This is a genomic window from Sulfitobacter sabulilitoris (assembly GCF_005887615.1).
Classification (GTDB): Bacteria; Pseudomonadota; Alphaproteobacteria; order Rhodobacterales; family Rhodobacteraceae; genus Sulfitobacter_E; species Sulfitobacter_E sabulilitoris.
The window spans coordinates 17,978-35,882 of record NZ_VANS01000006.1; the positions used below are offsets into that span (position 1 = coordinate 17,978).

A 17,905-nucleotide genomic window follows, 5' to 3' on the forward strand; every position below is an offset into this window, starting at 1 on the left:
TGTAAGTTTCAATTGACACTTTTAAAGATTCACAGCTACTTTCGACCTCAAGCGCAATCGAAGGACCCATGGATGACGCCCCAGCACTCATCGCATTCCGTGCCTGCCGGTCTCTACTCTCCGCAGCAACGCGCGCGTCGTGATGCGAGCGTCTGGACCCTCGTTCAAGGCGTTCTGGCGCCCCTGCAATTCCTGGTCTTTCTGGTCTCGCTCGTCCTCGTCCTGCGGTATCTGGTGTCAGGCGATGGATACGCTGCGGCGACCCTCTCTGTCCTGGTCAAGACGGCGGCGCTCCTGCTGATCATGGTGACCGGCGCGATCTGGGAAAAAATCGTTTTCGGTCAATATCTTTTCGCACCGGCGTTCTACTGGGAGGACGTGATGTCCTTTGGTGTGATCGCGCTGCACCTTGCCTATGTCTGGGCGCTGTGGGCGGGCGCTCTGGGGCCGGTGTCGCTGATGGTCTTGGCACTGGCCGCCTATGCCGCCTACGTCATCAACGCGGCGCAGTTCCTGATCAAGCTGCGCGCGGCGCGGCTGCAATCTGCGGGCGCTTCGGTCAGCGGCGAGGTGGCGGCATGAACGACCTTCGGCGCCCGCCAACACCCTCCGGTTGCCGCGATACGCCGATTCTCAAGCAACGCGGCCAGCGCGAGGTGTTCTGCGGCCTGACCGGAATCATCTGGCTACACCGCAAGATGCAGGATGCGTTTTTTCTCGTGGTCGGGTCGCGCACCTGTGCGCATCTTCTGCAATCCGCGGCCGGGGTCATGATCTTTGCCGAACCCCGGTTCGCGACCGCCATCCTGGAGGAAACCGATCTGGCCGGTCTCGCTGACGCGCAGACCGAACTGGACAAGGTCGTCGACCAGCTTCTGGCGCGGCGCACCGACATACGGCAACTGTTTCTCGTGGGGTCCTGCCCGTCCGAAGTGATCAAGCTGGACCTGTCGCGCGCGGCGGAGCGGATGACCGAACGCTATGCCCCGTCTGTCCGGGTGCTGAACTACTCGGGCTCGGGGATCGAAACGACATTCACCCAGGGCGAGGATGCATGCCTTGCGTCCATGGTGCCGGTCCTGCCCGCGACCGCCGACCGGCAGCTGATGCTGGTGGGCGCGCTGCCGGACGTGGTCGAGGAACAGGCGCTTTCGCTGTTGTCGGACATGGGCATCGGCCCGATCAGGGTCTTGCCTGCACCGCGCGCCGACACCGATCTGCGCGTCGGAGAAGGCACGGTCTTTGCGTTGACGCAGCCGTTTCTGGGCGATACCCACGCAGCGCTGCAGCGTCGCGGCGCGCGCCATCTGCCCGCGCCCTTCCCCTTTGGCGAAGCGGGCACGACCGCGTGGTTGCGCGCCATCGCGGATGACTTCGGCGTGGATGCCGACACCTTCGACCGGGTGACGGCGGCGCCGCGCGCCCGCGCCCGCAAGGCGATCGCGCAGGCCTCCGAACATCTGCGCGGCAAGTCCGTATTCTTCTTTCCCGACAGCCAGCTTGAAATTCCCCTTGCCCGGTTCCTGACCCGCGAATGCGGCATGACCGCCGTCGAGGTGGGGTCACCCTTCATCCACAAGGGCATCGTCGGCCCGGATCTCGACATGCTCGCCGCAGGGCCCACCCTGTCCGAAGGGCAGGACGTCGATCTGCAACTCGACCGCTGCCGCGCCGCGCGGCCCGACCTCACGGTCTGCGGCCTGGGCCTTGCCAACCCGCTCGAAGCGGAGGGGATGGCCACGAAATGGGCAATCGAACTGGTCTTTACCCCGGTGCATTTCTACGAACAGGCCGGCGATCTGGCGGGTCTCTTCTCGCGCCCCCTGCGCCGCGCGGCCTTGTTGAAGTTGGAGGCCGCGGAATAATGCTTCTTTTGGCTGAAAATACCTCGGGGGTGTGGGGGCTGGCCTCCACCGCGACGGCGCCATGAAGCTGACCGTCTGGACATACGAAGGCCCGCCCCATGTTGGCGCGATGCGCGTCGCCACGGGCATGACGGGTCTGCATTACGTTCTGCATGCCCCGCAGGGCGATACCTATGCCGATCTGCTGTTCACCATGATCGAGCGCCGCAATCATCGCCCGCCGGTCACCTATACCACGTTCCAGGCCCGCGATCTGGGATCGGACACCGCCAATCTGTTCAAGTCCGCCTGCCAGGATGCCTATGACCGCTTTCAGCCGCAGGCGCTGATCGTGGGCGCATCCTGCACCGCCGAACTGATCCAGGACGATCCCGGCGGCATGGCCGAGACGATGGACCTGCCTATCCCCGTGATCCCGCTCGACCTGCCAAGCTATCAGCGCAAGGAGAACTATGGCGCGGACGAGACGTTCTTTCAGATCGTGCGTGCGCTCGCGAAAAAAGTCGACCGGTCGGCGCAGATCAGCTGCAACCTGCTCGGGCCCACGGCCTTGGGGTTCCGCCATCGCGACGACATAACGGAACTGACGTCTGTGTTGTCCGACATGGGCATCAGCGTGAACGTGGTCGCGCCGATGACCGCGTCGCCCTCCGACATCGCCCGCATGGGGGCCGCGCATTTCAACGTGCTGATGTACCCCGAAACCGGCGAGGCCGCCGCCCGCTGGCTAGAGCGGGAACTGGATCAGCCCTTTACCAAGACAGTCCCCATTGGCGTGGGTGCCACGCGCGACTTCGTGACCGAAGTCGCCGCCATCACGGGCGTCGCGCCTTACCTCGATGACAGCCGTCTGCGGTTGCCGTGGTATTCGAAATCGGTGGACAGCACGTATCTGACCGGCAAGCGCGTCTTCGTCTTTGGCGATGGCACGCATGTGCGCGCCGCGGCGCGCATCGCGCGTGACGAAATGGGGTTCGAGGTCGTGGGCCTTGGGTGTTACAACCGCGAAATGGCCCGTGACATCAGGCGGCTCGCCAAGGATTTCGGCTTTGAGGCCCTGATCACCGACGACTACCTTGAGGTCGAGCGCGCCATCGAAGCCCTGCAACCCGAGATGATCCTCGGCACGCAGATGGAGCGGCACATCGGCAAGCGTCTGGGAATTCCCTGCGCCGTCGTTTCCGCCCCGGTCCACGTACAGGATTTTCCGGCGCGCTACTCTCCCCAGATGGGGATCGAGGGGGCCAACGTGATCTTCGACACCTGGGTGCATCCGCTGGTCATGGGGCTGGAAGAGCATCTTTTGCACATGTTCCGCGATGATTTCGAATTCCACGATGCGGCGGGCCCGTCGCATCACGGCGGTCATACGCCTGCCCCAAGTGCCGACGCGGGCACGGCCCCCCTGCCCTCCCGGGATATTTCCGAAGACCCGAAATCACCGGGCGGGGCCGATGTGATCTGGCTCGATGCGGCCGAGCGGGAGTTGAAGAAGATCCCGTTTTTCGTGCGGGGCAAGGCGCGGCGCAATACCGAAGTCTTTGCTGCACAGCGCGGTGTTCACGAAATTTCGGTCGATACCCTCTACGAGGCCAAGGCCCATTATGCGCGATGATGTGATGCATACCGCCGCTCATGGCGGCCGCCGGATGCCGGGCTACCGCGTGGTCATCATCACGCTTGACAGCCACGCGGCTGGACCGGCGCTGCGCGCCATGGACAAACTGTCTCTCACGTATCCGGGCCTGTCGCTGTCGATTCACGCCGCCGCTGAATGGAGCGAGACGCCCGGCACGTTCGAGGCGGCCCGCGATGCGGTCGCGCAGGGCGACATCATCATCGCGAACCTTCTATTCCTCGAAGAGCATGTCCGCCGGATTCTGCCCGCGCTCGAGGCGCGGCGCGCCCATTGCGATGCGATGATCGGTGTCATTGCCGATGCGTCCATCGTCAAGCTGACCCGGATGGGCACGCTGGACATGGCCGCGCCGGAATCGGGCACGATGAAGTTGATGAAACGGTTGCGCGGATCGTCCAAGCCATCCAGTTCTTCGGGCGCGCAGAAAATGGCGATGCTGCGGCGCTTGCCCAAGGTGCTGAAATACATCCCCGGCAAAAGCCAGGATCTGCGGGCGTGGTTTCTAAGCATGCAATACTGGCTTGGCGGGTCGGACGACAACGTCGAGGCGATGATCCGCTTCTTGCTGAACCGCTATGCGCGCGACACCGGATGGGCGGTTGCGCCGGCGGCGGCGGCGCCGATCGAATACCCCGATTGCGGGCTGTATCACCCCGACGTGCCAGGGCGGATCACCACCGATGCCGCGGCTATTCCCCGTCCTGACAAGGCCAGGCTGACCGTGGGGCTGTTGATGATGCGGTCATATGTCCTGTCATCGGACACCGCGCATTATGATGCGGTGATTCGCGCTTTCGAGGCCCGCGGCATTGCCGTCCTGCCAAGTTTTGCGGGCGGTCTTGACGGGCGGCCCGCGATCAACGGGTATTTCCGCGACGCCACTGGCGCAAAGATCGACGCGCTGGTGTCGCTGACCGGGTTTTCGCTGGTCGGCGGGCCGGCCTATAACGACAACGCGGCCGCGATTGCCATGCTGAGCGATCTGGACATTCCCTATATCGCCGCGCATCCGCTGGAATTTCAGACCCTCGGTCAATGGGCCGACAGCGCGCAAGGCCTTGGGCCCATCGAGACGACAATGCTGATTGCGCTGCCCGAACTTGACGGCGCCACGACACCCACCGTCTTTGCCGGGCGCCACGGTGCATCCGGCTGCAGCGGCTGCTCTCTCAAGTGCGCCGCGCAGTCCCTGGCCAAGGCGATGGCGCCCTGCCACGAACGGATCGACGCGCTGGTGGCGCGCACCGAAAAGCACGCGCGGCTACGCCGGTCACGCGCCTTTGACCGGACGGTTGGCATCGTTCTTTTTGGGTTTCCGCCCAATGCCGGAGCCGCGGGAACGGCGGCGTACCTAAGCGTTTTCGAAAGCCTTTTCAATACTTTGCACCGGATGAAGGCGGAGGGTTACGATCTTGATCCCCCCCTCACCGTCGAGGCCTTGCGCGATGCGGTTCTGGCGGGCACCGCCGCGCGATACGGGCAGGAGGCCAACGTGGCGGCGCATGTCTGCGCCGATACCATCGTGGCACAGACCCCATGGCTGAGCGAGATCGAAGCACAATGGGGACCGGCACCGGGACGCGTGCAATCGGATGGGCGCGGCGTGTTCGTCCTGGGCGCACAGTTCGGCAAGGTCTTTGTCGGGCTGCAACCGGCCTTCGGCTACGAGGGCGACCCGATGCGGCTGCTGTTCGAGCGCGGGTTCGCACCGACACATGCCTTTGTCACCTTCTACCTCTGGCTCAGGAACACGTTGAAGGCCGATGTCCTGCTGCATTTCGGAATGCATGGCGCGTTGGAGTTCATGCCGGGCAAGCAGGCCGGCCAGTCGGGGGCCGATTGGCCCGACCGGCTGATCGGCGACCTGCCGAACGTGTATCTCTATGCCTCCAACAATCCGAGCGAGGCAACGCTGGCCAAGCGGCGCGCCAACGCGGTGACAATCACCCATCTGACGCCCCCGCTGGCGGCATCCGGGTTGTACAAGGGGCTGGCCGAGTTGAAGGACACGCTCACGCGGTGGCGCAAGACCGGATCCGATGCCCCCGACCGGGATGAGCTTGAAGCCCTGATCGCGGAACAGGCGGACGTCGTTGACATGGGCGGCCAGCCGGCGGATCAGCTTTGGCTGAAACTGCTCGAGACCGAAGAGGCGCTGATACCCGACGGGCTGCATGTCGTGGGCGCGCCGCTGACCGCGGAGGCGCGGGCGGAGTACCTGCGCATCCTGCCGCAGAGCGACGCGGACACGCGGGCGCGGATCGATCATCTGCTGCAGCAGGAAACCGAACTTGACGCCATCTGCCGCGCGCTGGCGGGCCGGTTCACGCAACCGGTGGCGGGCGGCGATCTGATCCGGTCGCCCGAGATTCTGCCCACCGGGCGCAATATCCATGCCTTCGATCCGTTTCGCATGCCCACCGAATTCGCCTGCCGGGACGGCGCGAAGCAGGCGCAACTGCTGCTGGATACCCACCCCGAGGTGCCGCGCACCGTCGCATTGGTGCTGTGGGGCAGCGACAACATCAAATCCGACGGCGGACCGATCGGGCAGGCGCTGGCGCTGATGGGCTGTACGCCCCGCTTTGACAGCTTCGGCCGGATATCCGGTGCGGACCTTATCCCGCTGGACAGGCTGGGCCGCCCGCGCATCGACGTGATCATGACCCTCTCCGGCATCTTTCGCGACCTGCTGCCGCTGCAGACGCGGATGTTGGCCGAGGCGGCGCTGCGATGTGCCGAGGCCGATGAGCCGCTGGATCGGAATTTCGTGCGCGCACATGCGCTGGCCTATTGCGACAAGACCGGATGCGACATGGCAACGGCTGCACTGCGGGTGTTCTCGAATGCCGAAGGCGCCTATGGGTCGAATGTCAACGCGCTGGTCGACAGCTCGGCCTTCGGCGACGAGGACGAGTTGGCGGACGCCTACGAGGCGCGCAAGAGCTTTGCCTACGGGGTCGACGGCAAAGCCTCTGCCAACACGGCATTGCTGCAAAGCGCGCTGGCCGAGGTCGATGTCGCCTATCAGAATCTTGAGAGCGTCGAATTGGGCGTGACATCGGTGGATCACTATTTCGACACGCTTGGCGGTATCGCGCGGGCGGTGAAACGCGCCAAGGGGTCGGACGCGGCAGTCTATATCGGCGATCAGACGCGCGGCGCGGGCAAGGTTCGCACGCTCCGCGACCAGGTGGCGCTTGAAACCCGGTCGCGCGCGCTCAACCCCAAGTTCTTTGAGGGGCTTCTGAAACACGGACCCGAGGGTGTGCGCCAGATCGAGGCGCATGTGACCAACACATTGGGATGGTCGGCCACGACCGGGCAGGTCGAGCCCTGGGTGTACCAGCGCATTTCCGAGACCTTCGTTCTGGACGACGAAATGCGCAAGCGTCTGGCCGATCTGAACCCGACCGCCTCCAGCCGCATGGCGAACCGCCTCCTGGAGGCCAATGACCGCAACTACTGGACGCCGGACGCCGAAACCCTGGCCGCCCTGCAAGACGCCGCCGACGCGCTTGAGGACCAGCTTGAAGGGATCGCGGCACAATGACCCGACGCGCCACATCACCTGTCGGAGCCTCCGGCGGGGATATTTTTGAACAAGAGAAGATTGGGGTGCGCGCCCCTTTGAAAGGACGTTTGACATGAGCCCACTGGACAGAGTGCCCCCCAACCTGCGCGGACAGGACGGAGAAGGGTCGGTGCAGGTGCATCAGGACGAGACCGCCAAGATCGAGGGTGCGAAGGTGTTTTCGGTGTATGGCAAGGGCGGCATCGGCAAATCGACGACGTCGTCGAACCTGTCGGCGGCGTTTTCGATGTTGGGCAAGCGGGTGTTGCAGATCGGTTGCGACCCCAAGCATGACAGCACCTTTACCCTGACGGGCACGTTGGTGCCGACGGTCATCGACATTCTCAAGGAGGTGGACTTTCACCCCGAGGAGCTGCGCGCGGAGGATTTCGTGTTCGACGGTTTCAATGGCGTGAAATGCGTCGAGGCCGGCGGTCCGCCCGCAGGTACGGGATGCGGCGGCTACGTCGTGGGGCAGACGGTGAAGCTGCTCAAGCAGCATCATATGCTGGAGGACACCGACGTGGTGATCTTCGACGTACTGGGCGATGTGGTCTGCGGTGGCTTTGCCGCGCCCCTGCAGCACGCCGACCGGGCGCTGATCGTGACGGCCAACGATTTCGACAGTATCTACGCGATGAACCGGATCATCGCCGCCGTGCAGGCCAAATCGGTCAACTACAAGGTGCGGCTGGCCGGCTGTGTCGCCAACCGGTCCAAGGACACGGACGAGGTGGACCGATATTGCCGGACCGTGGGGTTCGACCGGATTGCGCATATGCCCGATCTGGATGCGATCCGCCGGTCGCGGCTCAAGAAAAAGACCTTGTTCGAGATGCCCGACGACGAAGAGATCGTTCAGGTTCGCAAGGAGTACATCCGCCTTGCGGAAACCCTTTGGAATGGCACCGAACCGTTGGCCCCTGCCCCGTTGCCGGATCGCGAAATCTTTGAATTGCTTGGATTTGATTGATGCCTGAGCGTGCCGTTCCCTTGACTGCGGATCTGTCGAACGACCGCATCGCCCGCGAAGCGCCCGATGGTCTGCGCGGTGCCGCCCTGCGCGATACGCGGCCGGGATACGGTGCGACACTGGCGCGGGTCGAAACCTATTTCGACAAGACCGCCACGACGACCTGGGAACGCCTGACCAGTGACGCACCGGTCAGCCGAATCCGCGAGACCGTGCGACAGGGGCGTGACCGGATGCGTGCGCTGATGCTAAGCCGTCTGCCCGCGGACCTGCGCGGCGCGCGGGTTCTGGACGCCGGGTGCGGGGCAGGTCAGATGACCGTCGAGTTGGCCGCGCGCGGTGCCGAAGTCGTCGCGGTCGATATTTCGCCCGCCCTCGTGGATATCGCCGAGTTGCGCCTGCCGCCGGAGTTGCGGTCGCAGGTCACTTTCACATCCGGCGACATGCTGGCGCCGACGCTTGGACGCTTTGACCATATGGTCGCGATGGACAGCCTGATTTATTACACCGCCGCGGACATCGGCGCCGCCCTGGCCGAGCTGGAGCCACGGGTGTCCGGCACGACGGTTTTCACCGTGGCGCCACGCACGCGGCTTTTGATGGCGATGTGGTACGCAGGCAAACTGTTCCCACGCTCGGATCGATCCCCGGTCATGATTCCGCACGATCACGCCCGACTGGCCCGCGCACTCAAGGCGCAGGGCGTACGGCGGATGCTGCGCCCGGTCGAGAGGGTCACATCGGGGTTCTACATTTCGCAAGCGATGGAGTTGCGCGGATGAGCCGCACGCGGCGCATAACGGGGCGGTTCGTTCCCTTCGCCGACGCCGTCAGCGATACCCTGCCGCTGGGCCAGCTTCTGCGCCTGTCGCTGTTTCAGATTTCGGTCGGAATGGCGTCTGTCCTGCTGCTGGGCACGCTCAACCGGGTGATGATCGTCGAACTGAGCGTCGCGGCGATGATCGTGGCGGTGATGATCGCGCTGCCGGTTCTGATCGCGCCCTTTCGCGCCCTATTGGGGTTTCGGTCCGACACCCACAAATCCGCGATCGGGTGGAAACGTATTCCCTACATCTGGTTCGGGTCGCTGTGGCAATTCGGCGGGTTGGCGATCATGCCCTTCGCGCTGCTGGTGCTGGGCGGCGATGTCTATCACCACGTCCGGTTCGCGGGCGAGGTGCTGGCCGCGCTGGCGTTCCTGATGACCGGATTGGGCATGCACATGACCCAGACCGCCGGGCTGGCGCTGGCCAGTGACCGCGCCACGGACCAGACGCGGCCGCGTGTGGTGGCGATGCTTTACGTGATGTTCCTGATCGGGATGGGGCTTTCGGCGCTGATCATCGGATGGCTGTTGCGCGATTTCACCGCGCTCGGACTGATCCGCGTGGTGCAGGGCACGGCGGTGGCGACCATCGCGCTGAACCTGATCGCGCTTTGGAAACAGGAAAGCGTGCGCCCCATGACCCGCGAGGAACGCGCAGCACCCCGCCCGAGGTTCAGCGATGCGTGGCGGGATTTCACGGCTGGCGGTCAGGCCGGGCGGCTGTTGGCCTGCGTTTTCGTGGGAACGATGGCCTTTAACATGCAAGACGTCCTGCTGGAGCCCTATGGCGGTGAAATTCTGGGGCTGTCGGTGTCGTCCACGACCCTGCTGACCGCGCTGTGGGCCGCTGGCGCGCTCGCGGGATTTGCATTGGCCGGGCGCAGGCTGGCGCGCGGATCGAACCCCTACCGCTTGGCCGGCCTGGGCGTTCTTGCCGGGATCTGGGCGTTTTCGGTCGTGATTTTCGCCGCGCCGATGGCGTCGCATTTGCTGTTCTTTGGCGGGGCCACGCTGATCGGCTTTGGCGGCGGGCTTTTTGCCGTCTCAACCCTGACGGCGGCCATGACGATGCCCGCGACCGGCACCGCCGGACGTGGTCTTGCGCTGGGGGCCTGGGGGGCGGCCCAGGCGACGGCGGCGGGCCTGTCCATCGCGATCGGCGGCAGCCTGCGCGACTGGGTCGGCGCATGGGCGGCATCGGGCCAGTTGGGCGAGGCAATGAACAGCCCCGCCACCGGCTATTCCTTTGTCTATCATACCGAAATCGGACTGCTTTTCGTCACTCTCATCATTCTGGGTCCGCTGGTGCGCTTTGCGAACCCCTTCACCCCGGCGGACAGTCGCCAGCCCGGCATGGGGCTGGCGGATTTCCCGACATGACCCCGTTTCAGGAGGAAACGAAATGACTGAAACATTCTTTGGAAACTTCGATCTGGCCAGCCTCGCACTCTGGCTGTTCTACGGATTTTTCGCGGTGCTGATCGTGTATATCCAGCGCGAGAACATGCGCGAGGGTTATCCGCTTGAGGATGACGAGGGCAACCCGTCGTCCAATCCCGGACTGTTCCCGCTGCCCGAAGACAAGACCTTCAAGCTGGCGCATGGACGGGGCGAGGTTTCGTTTCCCAGCGGTCAGGCCCCCGAACGCCCCGACCTGCCGATCAAACGCGTGGGCCCCGGCAATGGTTATCCGCTGGAACCAACGGGCGATCCGATGATCGACGGCGTCGGCCCGGCGTCCTGGGCACCACGGCGCGACGTGCCGGAGTTGGACGGTCACGGCCACCCCAAGATCGTACCGATGTCCGCGACGGAAAGCTTTGGCGTCTCTTCGGGGCGCGATCCGCGCGGGTTGCCCGTGGTTGCGGGCGACGGAGAGATCGTGGGCCGGATTTCCGATATGTGGATCGACGAGCCGGAACAGCTGGTGCGTTACCTCGAGGTCACGCTGGACGCGGCCTGGGGCACAGGGAGCCGGCTTCTGCCGATGACATTCGCCAAGATCAAATCTGATCGCGTCGCGGTACACGCCATCTACGGCAAGCATTTCGCCGCCGTGCCGACGGTGGTCAGCAAGAGCCAGGTGACACTGCTCGAGGAAGACAAGATCAGCGGCTACTACGGCGGTGGCAAGCTCTATGCCGATGCGTCGCGACAGGACCCGCAACTGTAATTCGCCGGACAGGTGCCGCAACTTTGAGGGGGACAGACCATGTCACACGATGACTTTCAGATCGAACCGGTGGAGGGGCTTCCCGAGGCGCCGCCGCAGGGCGAACAGATCCTGTGGCAGGGTCGTCCCGACTGGTGGGCGCTGAGCCTGTGCGCGATGAACCTCAAGTGGGTCGTGGGGTATTTCGGCGTTCTGGCGATCTGGCGGTACGTCGCTGTCATGGGGGTCATGGCACCGGGTCAGGCTGTTGGCGCCGCGGTCCCGTTCCTGGTGCTGGGCGGAGTGGTCTGCGGAATGCTGATGCTGGTCGCTTATGTTCAGGCGCGCGCCACCGTCTATACCGTGACCGATGCACGTGTCGTGATGCGCATCGGGGCCGCCCTGACGCTGACACTGAACCTGCCCTACACCAAGATCGGCAACGCGATGCTGGATCTGCGCAAGAACGGGAGCGGCACGATCGCGCTGGACACGATGGGCGATACGCAGTTGGGCTATCTTGTGTGCTGGCCGCATGTGCGGCCATGGCACATGAAGCAGACCCAGCCGGCGCTGCGCTGCATCCCGAACGCGCAGGCGGTCGCCACCCTGATCGCCGAGGCCGCCGAGGCGCGCATAGCGCAGCCCAAGGTGACGCGCGTGGCACCACAACACGACACGCCGGTGCAGTCCCCCGGCCTTGCCGGCGTCGCGGCGGAGTAAGCCCCATGACCGATACCTCGACCCCGCGCCGCCCGCGCATTCACGCCGCCGAAGAAGAACTGGTGCCGCGCTTTCTCGTCCGGCTGATCTTTGCGCTGCTGGCGATGATCGTCGGGCTTGTTGCCGTCTCGACCATGACGGACCGGCCATTGCAATCCACTCCGCCGACGGCGGCCGTGATATCCGAGCGGGCGATCCTCCTGTCGGGCGAAATGTCCGGGGCCGCCCGCGTGCTGGACGTCAATGGCACGCTTCTGGCGGATCTCAGCCCGGAAAAAGGAGGTTTTGTCGCCGGAATCGAACGCGTGATCGCGCGCGAACGCGCCAAGGCCGGCATCGACATGGCCGCGCCTGTTTTGCTGCAACTGCGGGCCGGCAACCGCCTGTCCATCACCGACCCCGTCACCGGATGGTCAGCCGAGCTCATGGGCTTCGGCGCCTCCAACACCCGCGTCTTCGCCAGACTGCTGGACCAACCCTGAGCCTAGGAAGGAAGCCACCTTATGGGACTGTTTACGAAAGAGATAGAGCGTGCCCCCTGCACCGTTGAAATCAGCCATAAATTCGAAAGCCTGCACGCGCATGTGCGGTTCAATAACGGTGCCGTGATCCACCCCGGCGACGAGGTTCAGGTCCACGGACCCGAGATCATGGCCCCCTTCGGCGAGGTCGTGACCGAGGACCGCGAGGCGACGATCATCCGCGCCAGCAAGATCGAACAGCTCTGGACCCGCATGACGGGCGATTTCGAATTCATGGAGCTTTGCGAATTTTCCTTTTCCGAGGAGGTGACGCTATGAACGTCCAGGCCAAACATTCCGCCGATGCCAGCACCGCCGAAGAGGCGATCGCGATACAGGAACGCTTTGACAGCACCGCCGCGACCGAGCTTGCGATGCAGAATACACTGCTGACGCCGCGGTTCTACACCACCGATTTCGACGAGATGGACGCTATCGACGTGACGCCCGTTCGTGACGATTGGGACAGTCTGATCGACCGGATGGTAAGCGACCCCAACAAAGGCCATTTCAAGAAAAACGAAGACTGGGACCACGTCGATTGGGAGGGGATGGAGCCGGAGTTGAAGAAGGAATTCATCGACTTCCTGGTGTCGTCCTGCACCGCCGAGTTTTCAGGCTGCGTGCTTTACAAGGAGATGAAGCGCCGCGGATCGAACAAGGACGTGACGCAGCTATTTCAGCTGATGGCGCGTGACGAAGCGCGGCACGCGGGCTTTATCAACGACGCCCTGCGCGAAGCGGGCGTGGCGGTGAACCTCGGCTTTCTGACCCAGAAAAAGAAATACACCTACTTCAAGCCCAAGTTCATCTATTACGCGACCTACCTGTCCGAAAAGATCGGCTATGCGCGCTACATAACGATCTTCCGGCATCTTCAGGAACATCCCGAGCACCGCTTTCACCCGATTTTCAAGTGGTTCGAGGAATGGTGCAATGACGAATTCGCCCACGGCGAAGCCTTTGCGCTGATCATGAAATCGGACCCCAAGCTGACGCGCGGGCGCAATGTCCTTTGGATCAAGTTCTTCCTCACGGCGGTCTATGCGACGATGTACATCCGCGATCACCAGCGGCCCAGGTTTCACGCGGCGCTGGGTGTCGATCCCGACTGGTACGCGCACGAGGTTTTCACCAAGACATCGACCCTGACACGGCAGATTTTCCCGATTACGCTGGATATCGAGAACCCGCGCTGGCAGCGTGGGCTGGAGCGGTTGCAGCGCGCCAACGTCGATATGGCCGAAGGGCGCAAGCAGGGCGGCATCGACGGCAGACTAAAAAGCCTGGGCGCCCAGATGCGCGCGGCGGCCTGCTTTGTCGACCTCTATACGATCCCGGCCAAGACACATGCGGTTCCCGCCTCCACCCGGTTGGAGCCAGCGTACTGATGACCCCGTGGATCGCAGCAGTCATGGCCCTTTTCGTCTGGTGGTTTTCCACCGGGGCCATTCTGATGGCGGTCAAATACGCCGACCGAAGCGGCAAGGCGGCCCGCCAGCGCACGGTGCTGGCAGGGCTGCCCTTGCTGGCGTTGGGGATCTGGGGGGCGGATACATCCCTTGGCGATCCCGGCGCGATGGGCGCCTATGTCGGGTTTCTGTCGGCGCTGGCGATCTGGGGTTGGATCGAACTGGCGTTCCTGGCCGGTGTGATCACGGGCCCGAACACCTATGCCCTGCCCCCCGGCACGCCCGAGTGGGAGCGCTTCATTCGGGCCTGGGGCACATTGGCCTACCACGAAATGCTGCTGGTCGCCGCGCTGATCGTGCTGGCGCTGGTCGGTTGGGACGCACCCAATCCGCTGGTCCTGTGGACCTTTGCAGTTTTGTTTTTTGCCCGCATCTCGGCCAAGCTGAACCTGTTTCTGGGTGTCCCGCGCATCAACATCGACTTTCTGCCAAGCGCGCTGTCGCATTTGCCAAGCTATTTCCGGATCCGCGCACTGAACTGGCTGTTCCCGGTGTCGATAACCGCGCTGAGCTTTGCGACCGCCTGCTGGATGGAACGGCTCTATGCCGCCGAGACGGCAGGCCAGACGATCGGCTTTGCCTTGTTGACCGCAATTACCGCGCTGGCGCTGCTCGAGCATTGGGTCATGGTGCTGCCCGTGCCCGATGAAAAACTCTGGCGATGGATGCTGCCCGCATCCAAGCCGACCAAGACGCAACCACACACAACGATAAAACACGAAGGGGGACATCATGGACTTTGATGGACTGTTCCAGACGCAACTGGACACGCTCAAGCAGGAAGGCAATTACCGGATCTTTGCCGAACTCGAACGCAAGGCAGGGGCATTTCCGCGCGCGCGATGCCATGATGACGACAGCCCCGATGACGTGACGGTGTGGTGTTCCAATGACTACCTTGGCATGGGGCAGCATCCGGCCGTGATCCGGGCCATGAAGGACGCGATCGACAATTGCGGCGCAGGGGCCGGCGGCACACGCAACATTTCTGGCACAAACCACAATCACAAACTGCTCGAAGCGGAACTGGCCGACCTGCACGGCAAGGACGCGGCCTTGCTGTTCACGTCGGGCTATGTTTCGAACTGGGCGGCGCTCTCCACCCTGGGCAGCCGCATCCCGGACGCGGTGATCCTAAGTGACGAACTGAACCACGCATCGATGATCGAAGGGATCCGCCATTCCCGCGCGGCAAAGGTTCTGTGGCGCCATAACGACCCCGAAGATCTGGATCGCAAGCTCTCTGCCCTGCCGGCAAACGCCCCCAAAATCGTGGCCTTCGAGAGCGTCTATTCGATGGACGGTGATATCTGCCCGATGCGCGAAATCGTCGAGGTCGCGGAAAAACATGGTGCGATGACTTATCTCGACGAGGTGCATGCCGTCGGGCTGTATGGTCCGCGCGGTGGTGGCATTTCTGAGCGCGAAGGCCTTTCGGATCGCATTACCCTGATCGAAGGAACGCTGGGCAAGGCCTACGGTGTTGTCGGCGGCTATATCACCGGCAGCGAAGCGTTGTGCGATTTCATTCGATCCTTCGCCTCGGGCTTCATCTTTACCACCGCCCTGCCCCCGGCGGTTGCGGCGGCCGCGCAAGCGTCCATTGCCCATCTCAAGGTGTCCTCGAGCGAACGCAAGTCGCAACGCGACCGTGTGGCCCATCTGCGCCGCCGTCTGGATCAGGAAGGAATTCCGCATCTTCACAACGACAGTCACATCATCCCAGTGATGATCAAGGATCCGGTCAAGTGCCGGATGATCGCCGATTACCTGATGCAGCGATACGGAATCTACGTGCAACCCATCAACTATCCGACCGTTCCCAAGGGCACCGAACGGCTACGGTTCACGCCTTCCCCGCTGCATAGTGTCGACGATATCGAACACCTGGTTCTGGCGCTGAAAGAGCTTTGGAAGCAATGCGCGATTTCCCACGCAGTCGCATGAACCCGTTATGACGCACGCTTGACTTTGGCGCGTGCACGCTACCTTCTGACCACACCTAACGAGGAGAGTTTAATGACCCGCACACTCGCTGCCCTGATCGCCCTCAGCTTTGCCGCGCCCGCCTTTGCCGAAAGCCATGCCAGCATGGGCAACGCCGAAGCCGGTGAAAAAGCATTCAACAAGTGCAAGTCCTGCCACATGATCGTCACCGATGATGGCACCGACATTCAAAAAGGCGGCCGCGTCGGCCCCAATCTTTACGGCATCATTGGCCGTCAGGCCGGGTCGGTCGAAGATTTCAACTACGGCGATGACCTGGTCGCCGCGGGCGAAGCCGGCCTCGTCTGGGATGAAGAGCAACTGGCCGCCTACATCACCGACCCGCGTGAATACCTGCGCGAGTATCTCGACGATTCCTCGGCCCGTTCGAAAATGTCGTTCAAGCTGCGGGATGGCGGTGCAGATGTCGCGGCCTACCTCGCATCCGTTGGCCCGGACTCGTAAGTCCACCCAACCCGGCACATACCGATCAACCGCCGTTCCGGAACCGGAGCGGCGGTTTTTTCATGTCCGCTGAGGGTGAGCCCACGGATCGTGCACCGTGATCCCGCAGGCATCAAAGGCAGAGCGGCGCCGGGTCGCCAAATCGGCGCCGGCGACCAATGCAATCGCCGCCGTCATCAAGTCGGATTGCGTGGCAGTGTGATCGAGCTGCCGGTGACGCGCCGCCAGGATTCCATAGGCTTCGGCCGCCGCATTGCCATACGGGACAACTAGGCCCGAAAACTCCACGCTCAAAATGCCGTTCATTGCCTGTTCCAACCCGGCCTTTCGCCGCCCGTCCGGCAAAACGGCTATGCCTTCGCGCAATTCACCCACTGTCACGCTGCTCAATCCCAGTGTTACGGTCTCAAGGCTGTCGAACCACGCCAGGACCGACGCATGGGGTTCGTCCTGCATCAATTCGACAATGACGCTGCACCCCAACAGGATCATTTGCGAAAGGCCACCGGCTGACCCAATGGCGGGCGCTGCGGCTGCTGAAGCGCCTCGCCCGGCTCTACCATCGCAAAGCGGCGCCTGACGGCCTGTGCCACCAGCCCCGGCTTGCGGGTGTCCTCCTGCATCGTGCGCTGCAAGAGGTCGCGCACCTCCGCCTCCATCGATCGTCCGTTGCGTGCCGCCCGCTGGCGCAGGTATTCATGCACTTCGGTCGGGATCTGGCGAATGGTCAGCGTGGGCATAGCGGCGCTCCTCTTGATCGCCAAACCCGTAAGCACTGCCAGCAATGCTGTCAACTATGCGATCACCCGGATTTCGCTGACCGTCTCGTCCACATCGCGGCACGCGGCCAGTACCCGGCGATCCAGATGCGTCTGGACGTATCGCGCGTGAAACCGGCTGGGCGCGCGCAGGGTAAGCCGCCCCCCTGCCCGCTCTGCCCGGTCCAGCGCCGCAATCCACGATGCATAAACGCCCGCGTCCTCGGAATGAAGAAGCGCGCGGGCCAGGGCCCATTCGGTGCCGTCCGACACATCCGGGGCAGCGACCACACCGCGCACCGGCAAGGGCACGACCGTCTGCGATGTCGAAGCCTCCCCCTGGCCCATCCGCAATTCGAAATCAGGCCCAACATTTCCCCAATTCGGGGCGGTATCGTGCAGGATGCGTTCAATGCTCAGGGCGTATTCACTGACCCGGCCACGCGCGCCCTGCCGCTTGACCACAAGCCAGCCGGCAGCGCGCAGGTGGGCCATTTCGCGTTTCACTGTCCGTTCATCCACGGACCAAAGGCGCGCGATCTCGCGTTGACCGACGGCAAGCTCATCGGCTGCCCAGTTGTAGCGCGCCGTGATCAGCGTCAGCAACCGAAGCACCCTGCGTTGATCATGCTTGCCCTGCGCCAGGGCATAGGCGCCCATTGCAGTCAGTAAATCATACTTGCGCGCGGATGCCCCACGACCAATTGGTTTCGTGGAAAGCATGTCTGCCCTCGTTGTGATAAATTGCATGCGCCGTTGACGCCTGCTGCCTCGGAAATGGGCCGATTTGGACCGGCCTCGTGTCGCGGTCCCGAGCAGGTTTCCCCAACTCTCGCCGCTTTTCGTCTGTGTTCCCTGATTTGCGTCCGGAACAACGATTCTGTCAAGCGTGGAGTTGGACGCGCAGACCCTTTAACCTGAATTTCTAATGGAAAAATGGTATCTAAGGTA

At 63.4% G+C, this 17,905-nt stretch carries 18 protein-coding genes; 15 read left to right on the plus strand and 3 right to left on the minus strand.

Features of this window, described 5'->3' with window-relative positions; genetic code table 11:
* Positions 1–72 precede the first annotated feature (72 nt).
* The 15 genes from bchF to FDT80_RS17035 all read left to right on the plus strand — a co-directional run bounded on the left by bchF (position 73) and on the right by FDT80_RS17035 (position 16,196).
* On the plus strand, positions 73–582 hold the full coding sequence (bchF, locus tag FDT80_RS16965) for a 2-vinyl bacteriochlorophyllide hydratase (protein ID WP_138663524.1): 510 nt from the start codon (positions 73–75) through the stop codon (positions 580–582).
* Entirely contained in the window at positions 579–1,865 is a 1,287-nt protein-coding gene (locus tag FDT80_RS16970; RefSeq protein WP_138663525.1) for a ferredoxin:protochlorophyllide reductase (ATP-dependent) subunit N, read from the plus strand. Before bchF ends, FDT80_RS16970 begins: the two co-directional genes overlap by 4 nt.
* 61 nt (positions 1,866–1,926) lie before the next feature.
* Entirely contained in the window at positions 1,927–3,480 is a 1,554-nt protein-coding gene (bchB, locus tag FDT80_RS16975; protein ID WP_138663526.1) for a ferredoxin:protochlorophyllide reductase (ATP-dependent) subunit B, read from the plus strand.
* Between the two features lie 4 nt (positions 3,481–3,484).
* On the plus strand, positions 3,485–7,057 hold the full coding sequence (locus FDT80_RS16980) for a magnesium chelatase subunit H (protein ID WP_425472043.1): 3,573 nt from the start codon (positions 3,485–3,487) through the stop codon (positions 7,055–7,057).
* 94 nt (positions 7,058–7,151) lie between these two features.
* Positions 7,152–8,051, plus strand: a complete 900-nt coding sequence (gene bchL / locus FDT80_RS16985) for a ferredoxin:protochlorophyllide reductase (ATP-dependent) iron-sulfur ATP-binding protein (protein WP_138663528.1) — start codon at positions 7,152–7,154, stop codon at positions 8,049–8,051.
* The gene (bchM, locus tag FDT80_RS16990) at positions 8,051–8,833 is read left to right on the plus strand and encodes a magnesium protoporphyrin IX methyltransferase (protein WP_138663529.1); all 783 of its coding nucleotides are present in this window, start codon (positions 8,051–8,053) and stop codon (positions 8,831–8,833) included. The genes bchL and bchM overlap by 1 nt, the downstream gene beginning before the upstream one ends.
* Positions 8,830–10,257: a PucC family protein gene (locus FDT80_RS16995; RefSeq protein ID WP_138663530.1), complete on the plus strand. Its 1,428-nt coding sequence runs from the start codon at positions 8,830–8,832 to the stop codon at positions 10,255–10,257. Before bchM ends, FDT80_RS16995 begins: the two co-directional genes overlap by 4 nt.
* 22 nt (positions 10,258–10,279) lie before the next feature.
* Positions 10,280–11,050, plus strand: coding sequence for a photosynthetic reaction center subunit H (gene puhA / locus FDT80_RS17000; RefSeq protein ID WP_138663531.1), 771 nt, complete (start codon positions 10,280–10,282; stop codon positions 11,048–11,050).
* A gap of 39 nt (positions 11,051–11,089) precedes the next feature.
* Positions 11,090–11,752, plus strand: a complete 663-nt coding sequence (gene puhB, locus FDT80_RS17005) for a photosynthetic complex putative assembly protein PuhB (protein WP_138663532.1) — start codon at positions 11,090–11,092, stop codon at positions 11,750–11,752.
* A gap of 5 nt (positions 11,753–11,757) precedes the next feature.
* Complete coding sequence (puhC, locus tag FDT80_RS17010; RefSeq protein ID WP_138663533.1) at positions 11,758–12,234, plus strand: photosynthetic complex assembly protein PuhC; 477 nt, start codon at positions 11,758–11,760, stop codon at positions 12,232–12,234.
* 21 nt (positions 12,235–12,255) lie between these two features.
* On the plus strand, positions 12,256–12,552 hold the full coding sequence (locus tag FDT80_RS17015; RefSeq protein WP_138663534.1) for a hypothetical protein: 297 nt from the start codon (positions 12,256–12,258) through the stop codon (positions 12,550–12,552).
* Positions 12,549–13,664, plus strand: a complete 1,116-nt coding sequence (gene acsF / locus FDT80_RS17020; RefSeq protein WP_138663535.1) for a magnesium-protoporphyrin IX monomethyl ester (oxidative) cyclase — start codon at positions 12,549–12,551, stop codon at positions 13,662–13,664. Before FDT80_RS17015 ends, acsF begins: the two co-directional genes overlap by 4 nt.
* Positions 13,664–14,488 carry a putative photosynthetic complex assembly protein PuhE gene (puhE, locus tag FDT80_RS17025; protein ID WP_138663536.1) on the plus strand — a complete coding sequence of 275 codons (825 nt, stop codon included), beginning with the start codon at positions 13,664–13,666 and terminating at the stop codon, positions 14,486–14,488. The genes acsF and puhE overlap by 1 nt, the downstream gene beginning before the upstream one ends.
* Positions 14,478–15,692 (plus strand): 5-aminolevulinate synthase, encoded by a 1,215-nt coding sequence (hemA, locus tag FDT80_RS17030; RefSeq protein ID WP_138663537.1) that lies wholly within the window; start codon positions 14,478–14,480, stop codon positions 15,690–15,692. The genes puhE and hemA overlap by 11 nt, the downstream gene beginning before the upstream one ends.
* Before the next feature lie 72 nt (positions 15,693–15,764).
* Positions 15,765–16,196 carry a c-type cytochrome gene (locus FDT80_RS17035; protein WP_138663538.1) on the plus strand — a complete coding sequence of 144 codons (432 nt, stop codon included), beginning with the start codon at positions 15,765–15,767 and terminating at the stop codon, positions 16,194–16,196.
* A gap of 60 nt (positions 16,197–16,256) precedes the next feature.
* Here FDT80_RS17035 and FDT80_RS17040 read toward each other — a convergent pair whose 3' ends face one another.
* From FDT80_RS17040 to FDT80_RS17050, 3 genes are read right to left on the minus strand one after another with little or no spacing between them, the layout of a single operon-like run.
* A complete protein-coding gene (locus FDT80_RS17040) occupies positions 16,257–16,688 on the minus strand; it encodes a PIN domain-containing protein (RefSeq protein WP_170311920.1) in 432 nt (143 codons plus the stop codon).
* The gene (locus FDT80_RS17045; protein ID WP_138663540.1) at positions 16,685–16,936 is read right to left on the minus strand and encodes a FitA-like ribbon-helix-helix domain-containing protein; all 252 of its coding nucleotides are present in this window, start codon (positions 16,934–16,936) and stop codon (positions 16,685–16,687) included. Before FDT80_RS17045 ends, FDT80_RS17040 begins: the two co-directional genes overlap by 4 nt.
* Positions 16,937–16,990: 54 nt before the next feature.
* Positions 16,991–17,677, minus strand: a complete 687-nt coding sequence (locus tag FDT80_RS17050) for a hypothetical protein (RefSeq protein WP_138663541.1) — start codon at positions 17,675–17,677, stop codon at positions 16,991–16,993.
* Positions 17,678–17,905 lie beyond the last annotated feature (228 nt).

What these genes read in the sequence shown, in the direction of transcription:
- bchF (WP_138663524.1), top strand. Translation starts at nt 73, where the DNA reads ATGACGCCCCAGCACTCATCGCATTCCGTGCCTGCCGGTCTCTACTCT.
- FDT80_RS16970 (WP_138663525.1), top strand. Translation starts at nt 579, where the DNA reads ATGAACGACCTTCGGCGCCCGCCAACACCCTCCGGTTGCCGCGATACG.
- bchB (WP_138663526.1), top strand. Translation starts at nt 1,927, where the DNA reads ATGAAGCTGACCGTCTGGACATACGAAGGCCCGCCCCATGTTGGCGCG.
- FDT80_RS16980 (WP_425472043.1), top strand. Translation starts at nt 3,485, where the DNA reads ATGCATACCGCCGCTCATGGCGGCCGCCGGATGCCGGGCTACCGCGTG.
- bchL (WP_138663528.1), top strand. Translation starts at nt 7,152, where the DNA reads ATGAGCCCACTGGACAGAGTGCCCCCCAACCTGCGCGGACAGGACGGA.
- bchM (WP_138663529.1), top strand. Translation starts at nt 8,051, where the DNA reads ATGCCTGAGCGTGCCGTTCCCTTGACTGCGGATCTGTCGAACGACCGC.
- FDT80_RS16995 (WP_138663530.1), top strand. Translation starts at nt 8,830, where the DNA reads ATGAGCCGCACGCGGCGCATAACGGGGCGGTTCGTTCCCTTCGCCGAC.
- puhA (WP_138663531.1), top strand. Translation starts at nt 10,280, where the DNA reads ATGACTGAAACATTCTTTGGAAACTTCGATCTGGCCAGCCTCGCACTC.
- puhB (WP_138663532.1), top strand. Translation starts at nt 11,090, where the DNA reads ATGTCACACGATGACTTTCAGATCGAACCGGTGGAGGGGCTTCCCGAG.
- puhC (WP_138663533.1), top strand. Translation starts at nt 11,758, where the DNA reads ATGACCGATACCTCGACCCCGCGCCGCCCGCGCATTCACGCCGCCGAA.
- FDT80_RS17015 (WP_138663534.1), top strand. Translation starts at nt 12,256, where the DNA reads ATGGGACTGTTTACGAAAGAGATAGAGCGTGCCCCCTGCACCGTTGAA.
- acsF (WP_138663535.1), top strand. Translation starts at nt 12,549, where the DNA reads ATGAACGTCCAGGCCAAACATTCCGCCGATGCCAGCACCGCCGAAGAG.
- puhE (WP_138663536.1), top strand. Translation starts at nt 13,664, where the DNA reads ATGACCCCGTGGATCGCAGCAGTCATGGCCCTTTTCGTCTGGTGGTTT.
- hemA (WP_138663537.1), top strand. Translation starts at nt 14,478, where the DNA reads ATGGACTTTGATGGACTGTTCCAGACGCAACTGGACACGCTCAAGCAG.
- FDT80_RS17035 (WP_138663538.1), top strand. Translation starts at nt 15,765, where the DNA reads ATGACCCGCACACTCGCTGCCCTGATCGCCCTCAGCTTTGCCGCGCCC.
- FDT80_RS17040 (WP_170311920.1), bottom strand. Translation starts at nt 16,688, where the DNA reads ATGATCCTGTTGGGGTGCAGCGTCATTGTCGAATTGATGCAGGACGAA.
- FDT80_RS17045 (WP_138663540.1), bottom strand. Translation starts at nt 16,936, where the DNA reads ATGCCCACGCTGACCATTCGCCAGATCCCGACCGAAGTGCATGAATAC.
- FDT80_RS17050 (WP_138663541.1), bottom strand. Translation starts at nt 17,677, where the DNA reads ATGCTTTCCACGAAACCAATTGGTCGTGGGGCATCCGCGCGCAAGTAT.